The sequence below is a fragment of the Nocardia sp. NPDC059180 genome, from assembly GCF_042754945.1.
In the GTDB taxonomy this organism is placed as follows: Bacteria; Actinomycetota; Actinomycetes; order Mycobacteriales; family Mycobacteriaceae; genus Nocardia.
In genome coordinates this window covers 243,349-258,483 of sequence record NZ_JBHZBU010000006.1, presented here as the reverse complement: position 1 = coordinate 258,483, position 15,135 = coordinate 243,349, and the positions used below count along the sequence as shown (strand labels likewise).

General features: G+C 66.5%; 11 protein-coding genes. All 11 read right to left on the bottom strand.

Annotation, left to right across the window (positions count from 1 at the left end; genetic code table 11):
* Window positions 1–47: 47 nt before the first annotated feature.
* The gene (gene eccE, locus ACFXNW_RS20480; RefSeq protein ID WP_379419301.1) at window positions 48–1,763 is read right to left on the bottom strand and encodes a type VII secretion protein EccE; all 1,716 of its coding nucleotides are present in this window, start codon (window positions 1,761–1,763) and stop codon (window positions 48–50) included.
* Window positions 1,760–3,118 carry a type VII secretion-associated serine protease mycosin gene (gene mycP / locus ACFXNW_RS20475; RefSeq protein ID WP_379419300.1) on the bottom strand — a complete coding sequence of 453 codons (1,359 nt, stop codon included), beginning with the start codon at window positions 3,116–3,118 and terminating at the stop codon, window positions 1,760–1,762. The genes eccE and mycP overlap by 4 nt, the downstream gene beginning before the upstream one ends.
* A complete protein-coding gene (gene eccD / locus ACFXNW_RS20470) occupies window positions 3,118–4,656 on the bottom strand; it encodes a type VII secretion integral membrane protein EccD (RefSeq protein ID WP_379419299.1) in 1,539 nt (512 codons plus the stop codon). Before eccD ends, mycP begins: the two co-directional genes overlap by 1 nt.
* Entirely contained in the window at window positions 4,653–6,140 is a 1,488-nt protein-coding gene (locus tag ACFXNW_RS20465) for an AAA family ATPase (RefSeq protein WP_379419298.1), read from the bottom strand. Before ACFXNW_RS20465 ends, eccD begins: the two co-directional genes overlap by 4 nt.
* A 34-nt stretch (window positions 6,141–6,174) precedes the next feature.
* Complete coding sequence (locus ACFXNW_RS20460) at window positions 6,175–7,053, bottom strand: ESX secretion-associated protein EspG (RefSeq protein ID WP_379419297.1); 879 nt, start codon at window positions 7,051–7,053, stop codon at window positions 6,175–6,177.
* 16 nt (window positions 7,054–7,069) lie between these two features.
* Window positions 7,070–7,381 (bottom strand): hypothetical protein, encoded by a 312-nt coding sequence (locus tag ACFXNW_RS20455; protein WP_379419296.1) that lies wholly within the window; start codon window positions 7,379–7,381, stop codon window positions 7,070–7,072.
* A gap of 39 nt (window positions 7,382–7,420) precedes the next feature.
* Window positions 7,421–7,732 carry a hypothetical protein gene (locus ACFXNW_RS20450; RefSeq protein WP_379419295.1) on the bottom strand — a complete coding sequence of 104 codons (312 nt, stop codon included), beginning with the start codon at window positions 7,730–7,732 and terminating at the stop codon, window positions 7,421–7,423.
* A gap of 27 nt (window positions 7,733–7,759) precedes the next feature.
* Complete coding sequence (locus ACFXNW_RS20445) at window positions 7,760–9,094, bottom strand: PPE family protein (RefSeq protein WP_379419294.1); 1,335 nt, start codon at window positions 9,092–9,094, stop codon at window positions 7,760–7,762.
* Between the two features lie 31 nt (window positions 9,095–9,125).
* Window positions 9,126–9,449 (bottom strand): PE domain-containing protein, encoded by a 324-nt coding sequence (locus ACFXNW_RS20440; protein WP_379419293.1) that lies wholly within the window; start codon window positions 9,447–9,449, stop codon window positions 9,126–9,128.
* 116 nt (window positions 9,450–9,565) lie between these two features.
* Window positions 9,566–13,579, bottom strand: a complete 4,014-nt coding sequence (gene eccCa, locus ACFXNW_RS20435) for a type VII secretion protein EccCa (protein WP_379419292.1) — start codon at window positions 13,577–13,579, stop codon at window positions 9,566–9,568.
* Window positions 13,576–15,132, bottom strand: coding sequence for a type VII secretion protein EccB (eccB, locus tag ACFXNW_RS20430; RefSeq protein ID WP_379419291.1), 1,557 nt, complete (start codon window positions 15,130–15,132; stop codon window positions 13,576–13,578). The genes eccCa and eccB overlap by 4 nt, the downstream gene beginning before the upstream one ends.
* Between the last annotated feature and the right edge of the window lie 3 nt (window positions 15,133–15,135).

Sequence of the window (15,135 nt, the reverse complement as noted above, 5' to 3'; positions counted from 1 at the left end):
GACCGGGAGTCCGCTGCCACGATCTGCGACCCTACCGTCTCCACGGATCAACCGACACGACGACCACCTGGTGGAGCCAGCAACGCCACGTCTGAGCCCGGCGGCGGTCCGGCCTGGGCCGGTGCGTCGGCGGCATCGAGGTAGCGGGTTTCACCCCGTGGTTCGATCAGATCGACCCGCACCCGTCGCATCGGAATACTGACATCCACCGCCGTGGCACTCACCTGATCGATCGCGAGATCGGCCGCCCGTCTGCGCGGCACGCCGGGGTCGGAGATGGTGACGGTCGTCTGTGCGGCCGAGGCGTGCGCGGGTACCTGATCGAATACCGCGATGGTCGCCGAAGATGCTGCACCGGAACTGTTTTCGCCTCCTGGACCGTCGTTGGCCAGCCGCAAAGTCGACGAATCACCGACCGCCGAGACGAGCTGGCGCCACCGCTGCGGCCGGCTCGTATGAATCTCCACCTCCGCACCGACCACGGTCGCGCGCAGCAGTATCTGCTGGGCCACCGACAGCTGCGCGCGCACATCGATCGAGCGCCTGCGCGGGTTGTAGCGCGCGGGGTCGAACAGTGGCAGTGCCAGGGTGTGCCGCGGCTGCCCGCTGACCGCACCAAGAATCTGGCCGCTGGGACCGATGGCGATGGGCAGGTCCCACAGTTGGTCGACGTCGGCGACATCGCTGCCGGTTTCGTCGGCGGGCAGAGCGTCGACCGACAGGTCGATCGGCAGCGATGCCAGCAGTGCGCTCGCCTGGCGGCCCGAGATCAGGCGCAGGTAGTCCGGAAGGTCCTTGGGGCTGACCGCCGGACCGATGAAGCGCACCAGCGCGCGTGGGCCGGTGTCGGTGGTAAGGCTTACTACGAGAGTGGTCCGTCCGCTGTTCCACGACCAGCAGTCGTCGAGCCCCGCGCCGTCGAGCTTGGTCCAGTCGATATGGAAGCTGGTCACACAGCGGCCGGGCGCCGAGGATTCCAGCCTGCTCCATGTCTCCCGCAGATCCGGCAGCTCGACGCCGGCGTGCAGCATCCGAGTGGCGTCACGCAGGGCCACCGCAGGCAGTGCATGCGCTTGAATGCCCCGTTCGCGCAGGCGCCCCGCGATCCGGAGAGCGGCCGCGGCCAGCGCCTTCGGCGCCACCACCGCACACGGTCCGCGCCGCGAGAGAACGCCGAGATTGCGTTGCTGATCCAACCGGACCACCAGCCAGGTCAGCCGGTCCCCCACCACGGCGTGCGTGCCGATCAGCTGGTCGTAGAGCATGCTGTAGCTGCCGGTGGGCCGCACCCGCTGCCCGGTGGTGACGATGTCGATATCAACGGCGACGCCGTAATGGTCGAGCAACGGGATCAACGCGTCGACCGGGACGGTGTCCTCGGTGTAGATGGTCTTGTCCGCGATCACCGTCGGCAGGTCCAGGTCGGGTGCGAGCTGGACCATCGCGATCAGGGTGGAGTCCGAGGTTCGGATGCCGCAGATCCCGCTGGGAGTGTGCACATCGAGCACCTCTGCCACCGTGTCGAGCGCCGCCGCGCGCCGCGAGCGGCCGAACCGGTATTCGACCCAATCCAGCAACCACCGCACGGTGGTGCGGCCGTTGATGCGGACGGTGACCGTCACCAGCAGTACGGTGACCACGCTCGCGCCTACCCACCACGGCGTGCGCGCCGAGAGCGCCACGAGGGCGGGGCTGCCACCTACCGCGAGCACAGCGAACGGAACGCGTTCGGCGCCGCCGACGCGAACACTGGGAAATCTCAACGCCGCCTCCGGGTCGCGTTGGCTGCGTATGTCGCGCCCGCTCCGAGTATGACCGCGACCAGGACGACGACCGTTGCGGTCACCGCTGGACGCGCGTCGTCGGCGCGCGGCGGATCGGGCATCCGCAACGGCCCCGCCTGGAACAACCCGGCGGGTGGCTCCGGCGGCGTGCGGTACGACAGCGCCGCCACCGGGTCGATCATTCCGGCTCCGACAGCATTGTCGATCCCGCGGGCCGGTTCATGAGCGGCGGCTTGCAGCCTCGCGATGATCTCGGCAGGCGTCTCGTTGGGGAATCGTGAACGCAGCAGGGCCGCGACGCCGCTGACATAGGCCGCCGCGAACGAAGCACCGGCCACCGGTACCAGCTTCCCTGGTTCGCCGACGCCGTTGATCAGGCCGGTTCCGCCGGGACCAAGGGACTCGATACCGGTGCCGGGCGCGGAGACCGACACCCACGGGCCGGTCAGGGAATCCGGCATCGGTGTGCCGGTCGCGGTGCTGAAGCCGACGGTCAACACTGTCGGGCTGTACCAGCCAGGTGTCGAGATGGTCTTCACGCCAGACCAATTCCGTTCGTCGCCGGGGTTGCCGGGATTCATTCCGGGGTTCTGGATGCAGCCGTTGCCGCCTGCATTCCCGGCTCCGGCCACGATCAGGGCGCCACGGACCTGGGTGGCGTATCCGACGGCCGCGGCGAGCATCGCATGGTCGACGGCTGCCTCGACTGGCACGCAGATCGGCAGTGACACAGTGATCACACCCGCGCCCAGATTCGCGGCATGCACGATGGCGCGCGCCATATTGCGGACCTCGAGCGCGAGTTGCTGATTCGGACCGGAGTTACTCGGGAGCTCGGGGCGGAAGGCACCCGAACGGTAACGGATGGAGATGATCCTGGCTTCGGGCGCCACACCGACGAAGGCGTCAGCGGGATCGGGACTCGCGCCGATGATGCCCGCGATGAGTGTGCCGTGCGCGTCGCAGTCGGAGAGCCCGTCGCCCCCCGCGGTGACGTAGTCACCACCACCGACCACCGTTGGCAGCCGCGGGTTCGGTTGCACCCCGGTATCGACCACGGCGACAGTCACTCCGGCGCCGCGGCTCAACGCACGCGCGGCTGACAAGTCCAGCGCCAGATCCGGCGGCGGCACCTGGGACAGATCGCTGTCGGGCAGCACACCGGTGGCCAGGCAGGCCATGTTCTGTTTGGTGGGGAACTCCGGGCCGGGCGGGTCGTCCGGTGGCGGCGGCCCGACCACCGCCTCAGGCGGCTGTACGGCCGCGGCGGGCCCGGCCGCGATCGCCAGCATGAGCCCGGCCAGCCCCGCCACTGCGACGCGTCCCAGTCCCATCAGATCCCCCGCATAGCGGTGTAGATACCCATGATCCAGAAGGCGATGATCGGTACAACCAGGATGTGGGCGTACTCGATGAGGTCGATGGTGCGTCGCGTCGGCGGAGACAGCCGCTTACCCGGCAACCGCAGCGCGGCAACACATCCGCCTATCGCGATCACCGCGATCACCGCGACGACCACCAGCCGGGCCGGCGCGGTCTGGTACGCGCCGACCAGCACCCATCCGACGCCGATCACCGTCATCGCCGCGGCCGACACCAGCGCGATCGCCTGGACCAGATCCGGATACCAGCGCGCCCGCATCGCCAGCACCACCGCCACCGCGCCGGCCAGGATGATTTCGCGGATACCGCCGGGGCTCACGGCCGCGGTCACCACCGCGCCGACGGCCAGCACGGTCGAGATCGCGGCGATCAGCCCACGCAGACTCGTCACCGCCAGTCGCGCCCTGGACTCGATGCCGTAGTCGGCCTGATCGGCGCGCTCGGATTCCTCGGCTCGGTCCTGTTCGCCGTCACCGCCGGACTCGGCGTCGAAGATACCGGTCAGGGTCGATGGTGCGACCTCCCTACCGGGGTCGGGCAGGTCCGGCGGCCGGATCCGCGCGATCACCACGGCCAGCCGCGGCGCGAGCGTCAGCAGGATCAGGCCGACGAACACCGCACCACCGGATACCTGGCGCATATGCAGATCCGAGTAGGTCAGCGGCAGCGCGGCGGCGGTCAGCGAGATACCGAGCACGGTCACCGCCATCAAGGTGGCGATTCCGAGTCCGGTCAGCCGGATCATGGTCGCCGCGGCAACAGCGACCACCACCGCCCCCGCCGCGACATTGGCGGCGGCAAACGGCCCCGGCTCCCCGTAAGCGGGCGGGACGAGCATCGCCGCCCCAGCGAACAGTAAGGGCAGCGCGGCCAAGGAGAAGCCGAGACAGATCCGTGCCGCACCCTCACTCCCGCGCGACCGCACCGCGGCACCCCAGCAGATCATTCCGAGCAAGAGCGCGGGCAGCGCGCACCACCACACAGAGCCGGTCCGGGTCCACGACCACGACAGCAGCGCCGCGACCGCCGTCGCGCCCGCGCCGAGCATGGCCAGCCCGACGACCGCGGCAGCGCGCGCGTCGAACTCGGCGAACTCGCGCTCGTTGATCAAGGCCAGCGCGTCGGTGATGTCCTCGACGACCGGTGTGAACACCTCGGCCGATTCGACGACCGACAGCATCAGCACCGTGCCGTCGACGACGTCATGGTCGGCCAGGGTGCGCCAGCGCGGCATCGCCGGTTCACCGGGCCGCCCCAGACTCCATTGCCCGGTCGCGGGAGTGAAGTCGACAGTGTCGTCGTCGATGGCCGCGCCGAGTACGACCAGCAGGTCGTCGATGAAGGTCTCGATGGTGAATTTCGTCGGGACCACCACATCGACCTGATAGGTGGCGATCAGTACCGCGATCCGGGCCCGCGCGACCTCAGCGGGCGGTTGCGCCGCATTGGGCTGAGCCGAACTCGACGGCGGCGCAACAACAGTGGTCATCGCCACCCTCCGTGATGGCCGGGATCCCCGGCGAGATGAGTCGGGAAGTCATCGGCCAGCGCGGCAGCCAGTTCTTCGAACGCGAGCATGGTCTCCCTGGAGACCAGTCTCAGATCGATCTCGCCGCCTTCGGCCAGGTGCTCGTCGTAGGGCAGGGTGAAGGTGGGCCGCTGCGCGGTGGCGAACAGGTTCTCGATGGCCTCGACCTCCACCGTCGGCTTGAGCGGCTGGTGGTGCACGATGGCGACGATCGATTTGGCGATCAGCCGATCCAGGCCGTGCGTGCTGAGCCAGTTGAGCGTGGCGACAGCTCCGGTCACGCCGCCGACCGTCGCCGGGGTGACCACGACGACGGCGTCGCTGGTCTGCAGCACCGCCCTGGTTGCCGAATCCAGCACTCCGGTACCGCAGTCGACGAGCAGCAGGTTGTAGTGGCGCCGCAGGATCTCTACACCGGTGCCGTACTCGTGGCCCGAGAGCGCCTCGTTGGCTTCGGTCGTCCACGGGGAGGCCAGGACGGCCAGATTCGACGAGTTGATCGAGGTGTAGGACTGCACCGCCGAGAAGGCCGACAGATTGGGGTCGCGGGCCAGCTCGCGCAGCGTCAGACCGTACGGGTGGCGGACGGTGCGGGTGGCGAGATCACCGAAATCAGGGTTGGCGTCGATGGCGACGACCCGGTCCGGTCGCAGCGAGGCGAAGGTCGACCCGAGGGTCGCCGAGGTGGTCGTCCGGCCGACGCCGCCTTTCACGCTGATCATCGCGATTTGATAAGTGTTGTTGAGCTGACGCCGGATTCGCCCGCGCCGATCCTCGGTACGCTGTTCGGCGGGCGAGAGCCCGAGATTGAATCCCACCTTGTTCAAGGCGCCGCGCATACCGCTGTTGGAACGCAGCTGAGCCTGTTTGGCGGCCGAGATATTCGACAGCAGCTCGATCGAGGTCAACGCGACCGGGAGCACTTCCACCCGGGACTGGTCGACGTTGCCGCTATCGATGCGATCGGGCACCCACCTCGCCTGCGAGCCGCCGGCCGGATCACCGGGCGCACCGTCCATCGGGACGGTCTGCGCCGGAACAGGTCCCGGCTGCGGGTGCATGGGCTGGGGCGGGATCTGACCCGAGTACGTGGGCCCTGGTGTAGTGGGCACAGCGTAACTCGGGGGCGGTGCGTCACTCGATGCCATCGACAGTGAGCTGGGGCTGGTCGGTCCGGGTGTCGTCACTGACTGCGACGATCCGGCCTCCCCGGCAGTCGGCTGCGGGGCCGAAGCCTGCGGTGGCGAAGCTTGGGGTTGCGATGCCGAAGCCTGCGGTGCCGAAGCAGTCGGTTGCGCAGCGGAACCGGCGGAGCTACTGCCCGCGCCGGAATCGGCAGCCGGAGTCACCGGCCGGTCCAGCTGCTGGGAGAAGTAGGCGTCATAGCCGCCACGAGCGCGGGCCGGCTCTGCCGAATGACCGTTGGTGGTCGGTGCGCGGTTCATCTGTACGTCCTCTCGAAACTCTCACTCGGGACGGTCAATCGGCGCGGGAAGTATCGAACCAACTGCGGCCGGGCAACAACTCGACCAACGCCGCGACCGCGGCATGGACCGCGGCGTCGTCGCCGGGCAGGTAGGTGGACCACAACCGGCCGTCCATCGCGACGCTAGGCGTCACGATAATCCGCCCCGACGGAGTATCGAGCACATTGGCACTCACTTTCGGCTCCGCCGTGGCGCCGTCGTGGTGTTCGAACATCACTATCTCAGCGCGCCGGACCACCTCGTCGAGCACCCGGCTGAGGACACCGGCGGTGTGCCGGTGCGCGCCGAGCTCGAGCAGGGCCTGGCGGCGCTCGGTCTGATCAGCAGGCACCTCGCCGAATTGTTCGTCGGTGGCGGTCAGCGGCTCGAACTGCAACGCGGGCCGGGGACCGACGGCCGCCGACACTGCGGCGGCAAGGGTTTCCAGGCCGTCGCCCTGATGGAAGACCGACTGGATGACCACATGATCGTCGTTGCGCACCGCAAGCACATGGGTGTTGCCCTGACGGACCAGCGACATTCGGAGCATCGCTTGCGATTCTCCGCCGATATCGGTGTCGATCACCCGGACGTTGAGTTCGGTATCCGGCCGGTACAGGCAACGCAGCCACTGCGCTACCACGGGCAGTACGCGGTCGTCCTCGACGATGCCCGCCTCAGCGAGCTGGTCGAGGACGACCGCGTGGACACGTGCGTGGTCATCTTCGTCATAGATGTTGGGCATCAGGGCCAGTACCGGGGGGTATGCCTCGATACCGACCAGTGATTGCAGCACCAACGCCGCGTCGACGTTCAGATCGACGACGATCGGATTCAGATCGGCGTCATCGTCTTGCCCGGCGAGACGCGGCTCCGGCGAAAAGTTGACCACGGTTGTGCGCGCTCAGTTAGCCGAAACCGAGGATGCTGTCGAACATTTTGCCGTTGCCCATATCGGTGACGTGCATCGAACCACTGGTGCCGACCTCACTGTTGATCGTATTCTTCAAATCCAGGAGGGCCTGATCGTAAGCGTCTACCCTCCGAGCGAATTCTGCCTGGAAGTTGGTATTCGCCTGACCGCCCTCACCCTGGAATGCGTCATTGATCACTTTCACCAGAGTGGCACGCTCACCCTTATCGATATCCATCTGATTCAGCAGCCCGTTAGCGGCACCGATAATCTGATCGGAGAGGCTGTAATTGTTCACCATCGACATTTGCTATCACTCCCTCAGAGCTATAGACCGACCGAGCGGTCAGAAGTTGTAGTCACCCTTGGCGATCCGGCCAGCGCCATCAATATTGGCAAGATCAATTTTTGCGCCTGACTGGTTCATAGTTTCAGATGCCTGCCTCAAAAGATCTTGCAACGCCTTCCCCTTGTTGACCGCATTTGTAAAGCTATTCTGGATCGCAGAACCGGTCTCCGATCCACTGACCGCTGCGCGGAATTGGTCCCGGACACTGTCGAGCGCTGCCATGTGTCCTTCCATCTTGTCGACCTCCAGCTGAAGCTTTCCGCCGAACGCCTTCACCTCTTCAGGTGTGCCGGTGTACGTGATCGCCATTTTGAATTCCTTCCAGAATGCCTGTACTCAGCCTCGGACTGGTTCGCCGAGGACTTCTTTGTGCTGCGAAGTGGTGTCGTCATCGTGATACTCGATGACACCGATAGCCGGGGGCTTCTCCAGTACGGGCACCTCCTGAGGTTCACCTGGGGTGTAGACGGCAGCAGGCTTGCGATACTCTTCGCGGTCGCGACGCCTGCGGCGAGCATTGGGTGCAATCGCCCCGCGCGGCGGCATATTGCGTGCGGGCGGCGCACCGGCCGGAGTGACCGGGGCACCGAACGTAGCGCCGGGTGCTCGCAGTGCCCAGTTCGCCGGCATCCGGAATCCCGTTGCCGCGCCCGGCATACCGCCGAGGCCACCGCGGGCCAGCCCGAGGGCGACTGTGCTGCCAACGCCGCCCGTTAGACCGTCCAGGGTGCTCGATTGCGGCGAAGTCCCGAAGAACGCCGGATCGATCGAAGGATCGACCAGACCGTCGGGGCCACTGAAAGGCATATCCCCCAGCGTTTCCGGTCCGGTCATCGAATCGGTAGGCGGGAGTTGACCTTCACCCGGCAGACTGTCCGCCGGCCCATTGCCACCGGTAGTCGGCGGTGTGTCCGAGGTGCCGGGTCCGCCTGTACCCGGGTCGGTCGAACCGCCGCTTCCAGGATCGGAAGGACCCCCGGTGCCGGGATCACCCGCGCCGGGACCTTGGTTCGGCCCTCGACCGTCCGGCCCTCGACCACCGCCGCCGCCACCGTCACCGGGGCCGCCACCGAAGCCGTCCTGCGAGCCACCGCCACCGCCCGGAAGCAGATTCAGCGGCCCTCCACCGCCCACTCCAGGAGCGGAGGTGATCTGCGGAGCCGGCGGCGCAGGCGGGAGGGACGCCGCGTTGGCCAGAGATTCCGCCTCGTAGGCCATCATCGTTTCGAGGGCGATGGCCCACATCGTCATGTACGCGGCTTCATTGGCCGCGAGGGCGGCAGTATTCTGCCCCATTCCATTGGTCGTGGCCAACCCCACCATGGCGACACGGTTGGCGGCAATAACAGCCGGCGGAGGCATGGTAGCCCGCGCCTGGGTATACGCCGCCGCCTGTTGGAAAGACCGCTCCGCGACCAAGGCGGCCAACTCGGACTGCTGACGCAGCCACTCTGTGTGCCGGCGGTAGGCGCCTTGGGCCTTGAGTGCGGAATCGCCACCCCAGTTCCCGGCCAAGCCCGCGGTGTGCGCATCCGAGCTGCCCGCCGCGATCGCCAAGGATTCCGCAAGCGCCAGGTAGGACTTGGCGGTGTAGAGCATCGGAAGCGGACCAGGTCCGGAATTGAGATTGATCGACATCAACAGCGGCGGGAGCGCCCCGTAGAACGGCACGATAGCCTCCTCTTCCAGGTGGCCTTCCGAATCAGAACGTCGACAGTGACCCGTAACTGGAAACCGTGGTACCCGAGATGATGTCGTTATCGGTGTAGTTCACAGCGACGGGCTTCAAGACCTCGCCACCATCACCACGTTTGAACGCACCATCGCCGGTGACGCCGCAAAAATGCTGCGCGTAGGTGGTGAAAGCAGCAGCGGCAGTTTTGCTCACGTCATCGCACGCTGCCGGCATCGGAGCGGTCCCCGCCGCCCCGCTCACAAGCGAGGCCTCGAAGGCTTGTTGGTCGACAGACCACGCCGCGCTGGTCGACTGCAAATGCTCGGATGAGACATGAAGAGGGAGTGGCATCGCATTACTCCAATCAGCGTCACGAACCGGGCTCGGTTCGAGCCGGTTCTGAACTCGGCTCCAGCCGGTTCTGAGTAGAACGGTAAGTTATACCCAGCAGTGGGAAGTCTCACACATCACAATCGTGGAGGTATCCAGGCGGACTGGACGAGATCGCGTCGAGACAGCATCGGCTCCGTCAGGATTCCGCGCCCGGGCGGCTGCTTGGTCGGACGCACATCACCCAAGAGCACGCCGTCCTGTCGAGTGCCGTCCATGATCAAGCCGGAGCAGTTGAGGTTCTTGACTTGCCCGATGACGTTGTCGTACAGGGCCGTATCCGCCTGAGCGATGTTGCGGGCCAGGATCGCGTGCAGGCCGGTGTCACGGCCGTCGACGAGGATCTCTTTGAGCGGTTCGAGCGGATTGAGCGCACCGCGCTGCACCACCATGTGGTAGTCGTCGACAACGACGAACACCTCCGGCCCCGACCACCACGAACGCTCGGCGAGCTGCCGGGTGGTCACCGAATCCGGTGGGCGGCGGCCCCGCATCTTCGAGATCAGCGGTGGAAGCCCCTCGACGACATCGCGCTCATTGGTCAGATGTGCGATCAGCATGTCGTCGGGCACTGCACCGAGATGCCGACGCCGATAGTCGATGAGCAGGATTCGGGCCTGCGAGGAATCGAACTGCCGGGTGATCGATTCCAGCAGCGCCCCCAGCACCGACGACTTACCCGATCCGGACGAGCCGAGCACCATGAAGTGGGTCGAGACACCGAAATCGATGGCTGCGGTACCGAGATCGGATTCGCGCACACCGAACGGAACCACCAGTCGCTCTGCCAGGGTAGTCGGAGCAGGCCGGGCCGGAATCGCGTCGAAAGCGAGCTGCGCGGGCAACAGTTTGACCTCCGGCGCACGGCGCCCGGGATAGCGGCGGGTCACCTCTTCGATCGCCGCGGCCAGCCCCTCGGCGGCCGAGTCGGCGTCGGGGACACCATCGATGCGCGGCAGCGCGGTGAACATGTGCAGTGCCTCGGTGGAAATGCAGCGGCCCGGCCGGTCGGCCGGAATAGCGGCCACGACATTGCGGTGGGTGTTGAACGTGGTGTCGGTGAGATCGCCGAGTCGCATCTCGATGCGGGTCTGGATCATGTCCTTGATCGAGGGCCGAATCGTGATCCAGCGTGAGCTGCCGAGGACCAGGTGAATGCCGAAATTCAACCCCTGCAGCGCGATCTGCTCCATGGTCGAGGAATATTCGTCGAAATACGGCCCATTGTTGGAGAATCCGAGGTCCCAGCCATCGATCACCAGGAAGACATCGCCATGCGGATCACGATCCGCCCACGGCGGACGACCACCGGACTCGTTGCGCATGGCGCGGAACTTGCGGGTGGAGTCGATGCCGAACTCGGCGAACAGGTTCTGCCGGGTCTCGAGCAGGCTCGTGATCAACGCGATTGTCCGCCGGATGCGATCCTCGTCCCGCGCGCCCGCGACCGATCCGACATGCGGCAGACCGCGCAATGCCGCCAATGCACCACCGGAGAAGTCCAGGCAATAGAACTGGGCCTGCTCGGGTGTATGAGTCAGCGCCGCAGCCAGGATGAAGGTCTGCAATGCCGTCGACTTACCGGACTGCGGGCCACCGACGATCGCCATATGGCCGCCGGCGCCGGACAGGTCTGCCGTCCAGACGTCCTGGCGCTGCTGGCGCGGCTTGTCGATCAACGCGAGAGGGATTCTCAGCGTGCCGGTTTCCACACCCTCGGCCAGTTGGTCGAGGGTGGGCGGAGTATCCAAGGGCGGCAGCCACATCCGGTGTGCGGGCAGGCCGTGCCCGGCCAGTTGCTGCAGCACCGTTTCCATCACGGTGATCTGGTCCGCTTCGGCGAGGTCCGGCAGAGCCGCAGTCGGGACCTGCTCGACTACGGCCGGTCGCGCGTCGGACACCGGCCCGGTGGTGAACCGCTGCGGCGGCCGGTAGCCACCGCCCGGCCGTCGAGCTCGACTGCCCACACTCGCGTTCGACGCGATGGCCCGCGGAGTATAGGTATCACCGACATAGGACGCTTGGAAGCGCTGCAGATCGCCAGAGCCGACCCGCAGATAGCCCGAGCCCGGCTTCTTCGGCAGATGGTAGGCGTCAGCGGTGCCGATGGCGTCACGCGAGTCGCTGGTCTGGTTGGTGCGCAATGCGATTCGATAGGACAGGTGCGCCTCGAGCTCACCCATTCGGTTGGCCGGAACCTTCTGCGAGGACAACAGCAGGTGGATGCGCAACGAGCGGCCGAGGCGGCCGATCGCGACGAACAGTTTCGAGAAGTCCGGGTAGTGCTCGAGCAGTTCGGCGAACTCGTCGAGGATGATGAACAGCGTCGGCAATGGCGCCAGATCCGCGCCCTGCTCCCTGGTCCGCTCGTAGTCTGCGACGTTGGCGAAGTTGCCAGCGTCGCGCAGAATTCGCTGACGGCGCACCATTTCGCCGTTGATCACGTCCTCCATACGGGTGACGAGGTCGGACTCTTCTTCCATATTGGTGACGACGGCTGTCACATGCGAGAGGCGATCGAATCCGAGGAAGGTTGCGCCACCCTTGAAGTCGACCAGCAGCAGGTTCAGGGTCTCCGGTGGGTGGGTCGCGACCGCTGAAAGCACCAGCGTGCGCAGGAATTCCGACTTGCCCGAACCGGTAGCGCCGATGCACATGCCGTGCGGACCCATGCCCTCTTCGGCCGATTCTTTGATGTCGAGGTAGACGAGAGCTCCGGCCGGATCGTGGCCGAACGGAATGTTGAGCCGTACCCGGTCGCTGTCACGCCGCATGGGCCACTGCTGGTCGACCCGGATGGCGCCGGGGTCGGTGACACCGACCATCTCTTCCCAGGACGTGCCGCCACCTGCTTGTTGTTCGGCGGCCACCGCCTCCACCACCGTGGACAGCCGGAAGGGCGCCACCCGACGAGCCAGCGCGGTTATCGTGGGCAACGACATCGTGTCCGCGACGCCGACCCGCCGGATTCCGCGCGGTGTCACCTCGCTGATCGAACGATCTTCGTCGACAACGAATTTCAGCGCCCGCGGCAGCGAATGCTCCGACGGGCCCATTCGCAGCCACGTGCACCCATCGATACCGGAGATATCGCGCTCGTTGGCCTGACCGACGACATCGACGATCAGCAGATGATGCTTGCGGTCGAGGGCAGGCTCGCTGTTGGCCGAGAACGGTCCACGATTGAGCCCAGCCAGCACCTTGGCTCGCAATTCGCCGACACTGCGGTACACCATGCGCGTGGCGCCGATCGCGTCGGTATCACTGGGATGTTGTGTATGCGGCAACCACTTCAGCCACGCCCACTCCGGTGCATCGGGATCGGACAGGGCCGCGGCGACCGCGACCTGATCCGGACCGTGCAACACCACGGCTTCTGCGACCATCGCGCGAATCAGCCCTGCCACGGCTGCGGGATCGCCATCGAAGCCGATCTGCGGCGCGGACAGCATATTGATCGCCACCGGCATCCCGCCGACGGTCGAGTACGCCTTCGCGAACCGGGTCAGCTCCACCACACCGACCGGATCCAGATCCGAGGTGGGTGCCGCCTCCGGCACGATCACCCTGACCTGGTTTGCGATGCGGCCACGCCCGATCCGCACGCGCAGGAATTGGGGGCTGGCGACCTGCACCTCCCACATCCGTTTACCGCCGACCAGCCGGGCGATCTCAGCGGGGCCGGGATGTGTGTAGCGCAGATAGGTGTGCAGATCACGCTCGGCGTCGTGCACGGTTTTGCGGTTGTCGGTGATGCTGCGCAGGTAGTCCTTACGTTCCTCGTTGAGGCTCGCCGCCGAGGTGCCTCCCCCGCCGCCCATCTGCCCGCCGATCATGCCGAACATCGACACCATCATCATCATCGGGAAGAACAGCATCATCGGTGACATAGTCCGACCGCTGCTGAACATCAGCGCCATCATGCCGATCATGGCTGCCACCATGATGACGGGCAAGATCATCTTGAACTTGGACGGCGGTACCGGTTTGGGCAGTTCGGTCGGCGGCTGCAACCGGAGTTCGGTCACCGCGGGAGCCTTGGGGCCCCGCACCATCCGGGCCGGCCGGACGTATCGGCGGGTGGTGGTCACGACGGCTCGCCGAACCCGACGCCGGTCTTATCGGCCGGGATTCCGTCATGCACGATGCGGGCGTCGGCCTGCGACAGGGTCGGTCCGACTGCGAACAGCGACACTATGCTCCATGGGGCTGGTACGGGCTTGCGCAACCCCAGCGCGGTCAGAACCTGCCGCGCGTCGGTGCTGCCTGCCTCTCCGACATCGATGCCATAGCGCACACCGCTGTCGGAGATCCAGAACAGTGACTCACGCAGCGGTGAGACCGGATCGGATCCGGTGATCTGGACGAAATGGCCGGTGGTGCGAGGAAGGTAGGCCGCATCCGCGGTGCTGCCCTGCGACGACTGCGCCGTTACCAAAGATACGGTGCGGCCGATTTCCTCGGCGGGCAACGGAAGCCGATCCCCGGCCAGCAGCTCGGTCACCGCGGCCGCGTCGCCATCAGCGCGCGACCAGTGATAGCAGGTGACGCCGAACCGCTCCGGCTCCACGATCCGCACCTCGCTCGCCGGATACGTCGCCGTCCCCGGCCACGCACCCGGACGCAGATTGGCCGCGATCACGTCGGGGCCAACGGTCCGGCGCGAGATGGCGCCCTGCGAGTCGGCATTGCGGATCATCGCGGCCAAGACCTCGCTCACCCGCACGACACCGGACTGCGACACCACATAGCTCTCGCCCTCCCCCTCCGCGGCCGAGGCGGTCAGCACCGAACCCACCGCAACCGTGAGTCCACTGGACAAGGTGGCCATGTCTCCGGCACCGGGGATCTGCGGCACCCGAATCGGCGGAACCTCGGGAATAGCGTCGATGAGCCCCTTGGACGCGGCGACCACCGTCGCGGTCGGATCGATGCCGAGTGCGAGCACCACAGCCGAGTCGGCAAGGTCGATGGCCGCGCGCACATAGCCCTGCTCGGAGTCGGCGTAGATCAACCAGGTGGTGTTCTCATCACGCAGCAACCGCGCTTCGGCCCCGGCCAGCGCACGAGTCGCCTGCCCGTCGATCTGGAGCGGACCACCGATCGCGGTGGTCCGCGGCGCGGACAACGTGACGGTGGGCAGCCCGGTCTTCGGGTTGACCGGCGACGCAGCACCAGTGCGTGTGCTGTCGCACACCGTCCAGGACGAATCCTTCTCGTTCGAGTCGACGATATTGCCAGGGGCACCCGGAATTCCGACCCACGGCCCCCGTGCGTACTTCGACAACTCGCCACCGGATACCCGCACCGGCGTTTCCGCCGCACCGATAACCAACCGCGCCGAGGTCAGATTCAACGCGGGATGCAGGCGTTCGCCGATGCGGACGTACAGCGCCCCGGTGTCCTTGTCCGCGACGATCTTCGAATCCCCCACGTCTTTGGCCGGCTTGAAGAACGCCATCACCGCGGCACCCACCACACCGATACAGGCCAGTGCAACGCCGATGGTCAGCGCCGTCGAGCGCCCGCGTTGCGGGTCATCGATCATCGAGGCGTCCCGGCGGACCAGGGCATGCTCGATCCGGTGCAGCAGAAAACGCCAGCCCGAAATCTGGTGTTTGGTCACCACCCGGAAGCGTGCCATCAG

Bases quoted from the DNA above. Each gene is read 5' to 3' on its own strand.
- mycP (WP_379419300.1), bottom strand. From the start codon at position 3,118: ATGGGACTGGGACGCGTCGCAGTGGCGGGGCTGGCCGGGCTCATGCTG.
- eccD (WP_379419299.1), bottom strand. From the start codon at position 4,656: ATGACCACTGTTGTTGCGCCGCCGTCGAGTTCGGCTCAGCCCAATGCG.
- ACFXNW_RS20465 (WP_379419298.1), bottom strand. From the start codon at position 6,140: ATGAACCGCGCACCGACCACCAACGGTCATTCGGCAGAGCCGGCCCGC.
- ACFXNW_RS20455 (WP_379419296.1), bottom strand. From the start codon at position 7,381: ATGTCGATGGTGAACAATTACAGCCTCTCCGATCAGATTATCGGTGCC.
- ACFXNW_RS20450 (WP_379419295.1), bottom strand. From the start codon at position 7,732: ATGGCGATCACGTACACCGGCACACCTGAAGAGGTGAAGGCGTTCGGC.
- ACFXNW_RS20440 (WP_379419293.1), bottom strand. From the start codon at position 9,449: ATGCCACTCCCTCTTCATGTCTCATCCGAGCATTTGCAGTCGACCAGC.
- eccB (WP_379419291.1), bottom strand. From the start codon at position 15,132: ATGGCACGCTTCCGGGTGGTGACCAAACACCAGATTTCGGGCTGGCGT.